At 74.0% G+C, this 6,705-nt stretch carries 7 protein-coding genes; 5 read left to right on the plus strand and 2 right to left on the minus strand.

Going from position 1 to position 6,705, the window contains the following annotated elements; translation table 11 throughout:
• From ACFWGZ_RS38205 to ACFWGZ_RS38215, 3 genes are all read left to right on the plus strand, one after another.
• A partial coding sequence (locus tag ACFWGZ_RS38205; RefSeq protein WP_382456476.1) for an NAD(P)-dependent oxidoreductase occupies positions 1–723 on the plus strand: 723 nt, incomplete at its 5' end.
• A gap of 70 nt (positions 724–793) precedes the next feature.
• Positions 794–1,021, plus strand: coding sequence for a hexameric tyrosine-coordinated heme protein (locus ACFWGZ_RS38210; RefSeq protein ID WP_382456477.1), 228 nt, complete (start codon positions 794–796; stop codon positions 1,019–1,021).
• Between the two features lie 15 nt (positions 1,022–1,036).
• Positions 1,037–1,483 carry a MarR family winged helix-turn-helix transcriptional regulator gene (locus ACFWGZ_RS38215; protein ID WP_382456478.1) on the plus strand — a complete coding sequence of 149 codons (447 nt, stop codon included), beginning with the start codon at positions 1,037–1,039 and terminating at the stop codon, positions 1,481–1,483.
• Here ACFWGZ_RS38215 and ACFWGZ_RS38220 read toward each other — a convergent pair.
• Together ACFWGZ_RS38220 and ACFWGZ_RS38225 are read right to left on the minus strand one after the other, a co-directional pair.
• A complete protein-coding gene (locus ACFWGZ_RS38220) occupies positions 1,475–2,929 on the minus strand; it encodes a carboxylesterase/lipase family protein (protein ID WP_382456479.1) in 1,455 nt (484 codons plus the stop codon). The genes ACFWGZ_RS38215 and ACFWGZ_RS38220 overlap by 9 nt on opposite strands.
• Before the next feature lie 5 nt (positions 2,930–2,934).
• Entirely contained in the window at positions 2,935–3,840 is a 906-nt protein-coding gene (locus ACFWGZ_RS38225; protein ID WP_382456480.1) for an MBL fold metallo-hydrolase, read from the minus strand.
• 102 nt (positions 3,841–3,942) lie between these two features.
• On the opposite strand from ACFWGZ_RS38225, the gene ACFWGZ_RS38230 reads away from it, so the two are divergent.
• Both ACFWGZ_RS38230 and ACFWGZ_RS38235 read left to right on the plus strand, forming a co-directional pair.
• Complete coding sequence (locus ACFWGZ_RS38230) at positions 3,943–4,827, plus strand: helix-turn-helix domain-containing protein (protein ID WP_382456481.1); 885 nt, start codon at positions 3,943–3,945, stop codon at positions 4,825–4,827.
• 151 nt (positions 4,828–4,978) lie between these two features.
• Complete coding sequence (locus ACFWGZ_RS38235; RefSeq protein ID WP_382456482.1) at positions 4,979–6,703, plus strand: alpha/beta fold hydrolase; 1,725 nt, start codon at positions 4,979–4,981, stop codon at positions 6,701–6,703.
• Positions 6,704–6,705: the final 2 nt, after the last annotated feature.

Below are 6,705 nucleotides of genomic sequence, written 5' to 3' on the forward strand. Positions count from 1 at the left end.
GGCATCGTCACCATGCTGCCCAACAGCCAGCACGTCCTCGACGCCACCACCGGTCAGGACGGCGCGCTGGCAGCGGCGGCGCCCGGCAGCGTGCTCGTCGACATGAGCACGATCAACCCGATGACGAGCCGCAACGTCGCGGCGTTCGCGCGGACCAGGGGAGTGCACGCCCTCGACGCCCCGGTCAGCGGCTCGAGCGCCGGGGCGGCCGACGGTACCCTGACCATCATGGTCGGCGGCGCCGCCGAGGTGCTCGACCGGAGCAGGGAGCTGCTGTCCGTGCTCGGCACGAAGATCATCCACTGCGGGCGGCCGGGCATGGGCTCCGCCGTCAAGCTGGCCAACCAGGTCATGGCGGCGACGTCGATGGCGTCGGTGGCCGAGAGCTTCCGGCTCGCCCAGGCGCTCGGCGTCGACCCGCGGCTGCTCTACGACGTCAGCACGGCGAGCTCGGGCGACAGCTGGTCGCTGCGCACCCGCCCGCCGGTGCCCGGCGTGCTGGAGAGCAGTCCCGCGGACCACGACTTCCGGCCCGGCTTCAAGGCGGACCTCATGCGCAAGGACCTCGACCTGGCGCTGGGCGCCGCCGCGAGCGCGGGCCTCGACCTGCCCCTCGCCTCCGCCGTGCACGACCTCTACGCGGAGCTGGGCAAAGCCGGCCTGGGGGACCGGGACTTCTCCGCCGTCATCGAGGCGCTGCCCCGCCGCGCCGACGGCGGCTGATCCCCGCCACCCTTGACACGGTAAGTTCGCGTGCAAATAATTCACGCGCGAACTAAGTGAGGAGAGCTCGATGGAACTCGTTCCCGGCAACACCCTGATCACCGCCACGCCCGACGAGGGGCGCGCGCTCGCGATCAAGCTCGCCCGGCTGACCGTGAAGACGACCCAGCCGGACGCGGAGGTCCGCCAGCGGCTGAGGCTGGCCTACGCGGAGGACCACCACAGCCTGATCGCCATCGCCCAGGTGGTGGCGACCGAGTACGCGACGATCGCCGCGGCGAACAACTACTGGCGCTGAGGAACAGGGCGGGGCATGGGTGAGACTGGTGGCATGAAGGTGCACCGCATGCCGGAACAGCCGTGCTTCGCGCTCTACAGCGCGGTGAACGCCATCACCCGTGCCTACCGCCCGCTCCTGCAGCCGCTCGACCTCACCTACACCCAGTACGTCGTGATGATGACGTTGTGGGAGGAGGACGGCGTCGACCTGCGCACCCTCGCCGAACGCACCCTGCTCGACCCGCCGACCCTCACCCCGGTCGTGAAGCGACTGGAGGCCAAGGGCCTGCTCGCGAGGAGGCGGGCGGAGGACGACGAGCGCCGCCTGGTCCTGACCGTCACCGGCGAGGGCAGGCGCGTGCAGGCCGAGGCGAACGAGGTGCCGGAGCAGATGCTCCGCCTGGTGGGGCTGACCGCCGCGGAGGAGTGGCAGCTGCGCGTCCTCTGCGGCCAGGTCACCGGGGCCCTCGCGTCACGCTGAGCCCCACGCCCGCCGTTCCGCCCCGCGCGGGTCGTCGACCGGGCCGCTGTCCGCGCCGAACCACATGGTGGTGCGGCTCCCCGTCCGGTAGGCCGGCCAGCCGGGGTCCCCGGTGCGGGCGAAGCGCACCCAGCTGCCGCGGACCAGCGCGCCGAGCCCCGGCGGCGGCTCCCCGGTGCCGAGCAGCCGGTTCGGCCCGCGGACACCGGCGAGGCCGGTCCGCCCGAACACGAACGGCAGCTCGACTGAGTGCGTGGCACCGAGCTCGCCGCCGAGCGCGGGGGAGCGCCACGCGAACTCGTAGGCGAACGTCCGTCCGGTGTGCCGCTCGGCCAGGGCCCACGTGCCCGCGCCGAACAGGGCGTCGCCCAGGACCGCCGACCTGATCTCCCCGTCGCCGGCGGCCGGCCGGTTCCTCCGGTAGGCCTCGACCAGCCGCACGGGATCGGGGTGCACCCGCGCGGCCAGCGCGTCGACGTCGGCCTCCGTCGAGTTCCCGTACCGGCCGAAAGGCACGAGGTAGAGGTTGCCCTCCTCGGCGTTCGTGCCGACGAGCAGGTCCACACCGGCGACGAGCGCGTCCGCCGGTTGCGCCGCCAGGACCAGGCTGAACGGGCTCAGCCCCGCCAGCGGGTCGGTGTGCGTCGCGGTGCGCAGGTCGATGCCCGCGAGCCGGGACGCCGTCTCCACGAGCCGGTCGTCGGAGACCTCCGCGAAGCCCGCGGCCGTCGCCTCGACGCCGAGCAGGTCCGCGGCCGCCCGCGTGACGCGCGCCCCCTGCTCCGGGGAGAACGCGCCCCGGCCGTTCCCGCTCTGCACGACCGCCCGCCGGAACAGCCCGGTGGCCTGCGGCGTGGCGAGCAGCCCGCCGACCACGGTGGCCCCGGCGGACTGGCCGAACACCGTGACGGCACCGGGATCGCCGCCGAACCGGGCGATGTTGTCCCGCACCCAGCGCAGCGCCGCCACGACGTCGAGCAGGCCGCGGTTGGCCGGGGCGCCGGGCAGGTCGAGGAACCCCGCGATGCCCAGGCGGTAGTTCACCGTGACCAGCACGACGCCGTCGCGGGCGAACGCCGACCCGTCGTACAGCTCGGTGCGGCCGGACCCCGCGACGAAACCGCCGCCGTGCACGAACACCATGACCGGCGACCCGGTCGCGGCAGGACCGGGCGTCCAGACGTTGACGGTCAGGTAGTCCTCGCCGCGGTGCCAGCCCTCGCCGAAGTAGGCGCGCATGTCCATCTCACCCAGCACGCGGGGCGCCTGCGGGGCGGTCGGCCCGAACGCGGTCGCGTCGCGCACACCGGACCACGGCTCGTGCTCCGCGGGCGGCGCGAACCGGCCGGCACCGGCAGGGGGCGCGGCGTACGGGATGTCGCGGAAGACGGCGATCCCGTCCTCGTCCAGCCCGCGCACCGCGCCCAGCGTGGTGCTGACCTCCACCGGCCTCACCTCTGCCCGTGCGGCGCGAACGCCGCCCAGTCCTTGATGGCGAACGTGCTGCCGTCGCGCGCGACCTCCACGGCGCCGCCGCCCGCGAAGTGCGCCGGGAACACGAGAGCGCCGGTGTCGGCCGCCTCGCCGAGAACCCGGCGGCGGGTGGCGCGCGACTGCGCGGGGTCCTCGCAGAAGCAGCTGTTCGCGTCCGGTTCGAGGACCTGCACGGGGGAGTGCACCAGGTCGCCCACGAACACCGCGCGGTCGGTGCCGGAGGCGAGGGTGAGCACGCTCGACCCCGGCGTGTGGCCGGGCGCCGGTTCGAGGCGCAGGCCGGCGTCGATCTGGTGGCCGTGCTCCCAGAGCAGCGTCAGGCCCGCCTCGTGCACCGGGGCGACGCTGTCCTCGAACACGTTCTGGTTGCCGCGGCCCAGGCCCGGCGACCTGCCGTTCGCGGGGTTCCAGAAGTCGAAGTCGTCCTTGGGCATCAGGTAGGTGGCGTTGGGGAAGGTCGGCACCCAGCACCGGCCGTCGAGGCGGGTGTTCCAGCCGACGTGGTCGACGTGCAGGTGGGTGTTGACGACGAGGTCCACGTCCTCGGGGCGGACGCCGGCGCGGGCCAGGTTGCCGAGGAAGTCCGTGCCGAGGTGACTCCAGACCGGGGAGTACGGGCGCTCCTTGTGGTTGCCGACGCCGGTGTCGACGAGGACGGTCCTGCCCTCGCTGCGCAGCACCCACGTCTGGATGGCGGCGCGAACGTGCCCCGAGGCGCGGTCTAGGTGCTCGGGCGCCACCCACTCCTCGTCCCAGACCCGGTCCGACGACTCGGGGAAGAAGACCTCGGGTGTCATCTCCACCGAGCCGTAGTACTCCCACACCCTGGTGACGGAGACCCCGCCCAGTTCGATCGTGTCCATGCCGTCGATGCTGCGGGCGGCGCGCCGACCAGGACCAGATCCGCTCGTGCCTACCACTCGCGTGGTCAGGCTCGGTGCCGCGCACACGCGGATACTGGCGGTATGAGCGCACGGGGACAGCTCGCCGAGTACCTCCAGGCCTGCCGGGCGCGGTTGCGGCCCGAACAGGTAGGCCTGCAGGCCCACGGCGAACGGCGGCGGGTCCCCGGTCTGCGGCGCGAGGAGGTCGCGGGCCTCGCCGGGGTGAGCGCCTCCTACTACGTCCGCCTGGAGCAGGGGCAGGCGCTGCACGCCTCGCCAGAGGTCGTGGCCGCGCTCGCCCGCGCGTTGCAGCTCAACGCCGACGAGCACGCCCACCTGCGCGAGCTGGCCCAGCCCCGGCGCCACCGCGGCACGCCGAAGCCGCCGCCCGAACGCGTCTCGCCCGACACCGCGGAGCTGATGGCCTCGCTCGGCCACGTGCCGGCGATCCTGCTCGGCCGGCGCGGCGACGTGCTGGCGTGGAACCCGCTGGGCCACGCCTTCTTCGCCGGGCACCTCGACTTCACGAGCCCGCGGCGCCCCGCGGGCCGCCCCAACATGCCCAGGCTCGTCTTCCTCGACGCGCACACCAGGGCCCTGTACCGGAACTGGCCGCTCAAGGCCCGCGCGGTCGTCGGCAACCTCCGGCTGACCGCGGGCCGGCACCCCGGCGACCGGGAGCTGAGCGCGCTCGTCGGGGAGCTCGTCACGAAGAGCCCCGAGTTCGCGACGATGTGGGCGGACCACCGGGTGCGGGTCTGCGCCAGCACCGCGCACCCGATGCACCACCCCGTCGCGGGCGAGGTCGAGGTGAGGCAGCAGACGCTGCGCCTCCCGCACGCCCCCGACCAGACGCTCACGGTCGTGACGGCGGAACCGGGGTCGGCCGACCAGGCGGCGCTCACGCTGCTCGCGCAGGCGGTGGCCATGCGAGCACCGGCGGAACCCGCGGTCAGCCGCGGCTAGGCGCGCCGGCGGGCGATCCTGCACCACGACGGGAACCGCTGCACGCCAACGACATCCGGACCTGGCCGAAAGTACGAGCTGCCGTGGACACCGCGGCGCGGCGGCTGATCGGATGAGCGGCGCCCGGAATCCCTGTCGTGAAAGGACTGCCGTGCGCAGATCGTCCGCCGCCGTGGTGCCCGCCCTCGTCACCGCGCTCGTTCTGGCCGGCACCGCCGTGCCCGCCGCCGCCGCGCCCGACCCGTTCGAGCGCTACGCCCAGCAGGAGCTGAGCTGGGGAACCTGTGCCTTCGAACAACAACCGGACGCGTTACCCGCCGAGTGCGCGCTCGTGACCGTGCCCAGGGACTGGGCCCGGCCGGACGCGGGTCGGGATCTCGTCGTCTCGATCAGCCGGGTCGCCGCGTCCGGTGAGCACCTCGGGTCGATGCTGCTCAACCCCGGTGGTCCCGGCGGGCAGGGCACGTCGCTGCCCGGTGCGCTCGCCGCCCTGCAACCCCAGCTGCACGAGCGCTACGCGCTGATCGGCATGGACCCGCGCGGCACCGGCCAGGAGGGCGCCACCGCACCGGAACTGCTGCCCGAGACGTGCGAGGTGCCCGTCGGACGGCTTTCGCCGCGCACCGACCTAGACGCCCGCGACCGGTCGGCGGCGAGCATCGCCGAGCACCTGAAGCTGCCGCGGGCGACCGCCGAGGCGTGCCAGAGCGAGGCGGTCGTCCCGTTCATCACGACGTGGCAGACCGCGCACGACGTGGAACTCGTCCGGATGCTGCTCGGTGAGTCCACTCTGGACTACCTCGGCTACTCCTACGGCACGTGGCTCGGCGCCAAGTACGCCTCGCTGTTCCCGCGTAGCGCGGGCAAGGTGGTGCTGGACTCCAGCACGGACTTCCAGGGCCGGCTCCAGGCCGCCTTCGAGGCGTGGCCGCAGATCAACCAGCGGCACTTCGAGGACGCGTTCCTGCCGTGGATGACCCGGCAGTTCCCGGCCGACGTCGGCGCCACGACCGCGGAGGCCAAGAAGAACTGGGAGCGCGCCCGCCAGTTCTTCGCCTCGGCGGGGACGAGCCCCGACCAGTTCGACGCGATCTTCGCCGGCATGGGCTCGCCGCTGCGCTGGGTGCTCGGAGCGCTGGTGTTCCTGCTCGGCGTGCAGGGCGCGAACGGCGGGACCGCGACGGCGGTGACCGGGTCCGCCCTCGCACCGCAGCTCGACGCCCGGTCCCGCGCGGTGTTCGGCACGGCGCTGGAGTCGCTGACCCCGGCGGCGGTGGCGAAGGCGCTGGCGGACGACCCGGCGGACTACCGGCACGTCCTGGCGACCCGTTACGCCGTGGCCTGCGGTGACCAGCCGACCCGGTCGGCCGCCTGGTACCAGCGGCTGTCCGACCGGCAGGGCCCGCAGTTCCCGCTCTACGGCTGGCAGTACGGCCTGAGCGAGCCCTGCGCGTTCTGGTCCGACGCCCCGCGCCAGGAACTGCCGGTCCTGCCGGCGGAGGTCGCCGGGCGGGTGCTGGTCGTGCAGGGCGAGCTCGACCCGCAGACCGGGTACGAGCAGGCGAGGTCCGCGGTCAGGGCCGCGCCGGGCGTGTCCCTGGTGTCGGTGGCGGACAGCCCGTTCCACGGCCAGTACGGCTTCGAGGGCAACCCGTGCGTCGACGGCGTGGTGAACGTGTTCCTGCTGCGGAACTCGCGTCCCGGCACCCTCACCTGCCCCGGCGTCCCGCTGCCGAACGAGACCGGGGTGCACCCGATGCCCGGCCCGGTGCCGAGCGCGGCGGCCGTCGCCACGACGACCGCCACCCCGGTGCTGCCCGCGCTGCGCGAGTCCGTGCGGGCGAGGATCAGCGACGTCAACTCCCCGCTGCGCTGACC

The sequence above is a fragment of the Lentzea sp. NPDC060358 genome (genome assembly GCF_042725365.1).
GTDB lineage: Bacteria > Actinomycetota > Actinomycetes > Mycobacteriales > Pseudonocardiaceae > Lentzea.

What these genes read in the sequence shown, in the direction of transcription:
- ACFWGZ_RS38210 (WP_382456477.1), top strand. Translation starts at nt 794, where the DNA reads ATGGAACTCGTTCCCGGCAACACCCTGATCACCGCCACGCCCGACGAG.
- ACFWGZ_RS38215 (WP_382456478.1), top strand. Translation starts at nt 1,037, where the DNA reads ATGGGTGAGACTGGTGGCATGAAGGTGCACCGCATGCCGGAACAGCCG.
- ACFWGZ_RS38225 (WP_382456480.1), bottom strand. Translation starts at nt 3,840, where the DNA reads ATGGACACGATCGAACTGGGCGGGGTCTCCGTCACCAGGGTGTGGGAG.
- ACFWGZ_RS38230 (WP_382456481.1), top strand. Translation starts at nt 3,943, where the DNA reads ATGAGCGCACGGGGACAGCTCGCCGAGTACCTCCAGGCCTGCCGGGCG.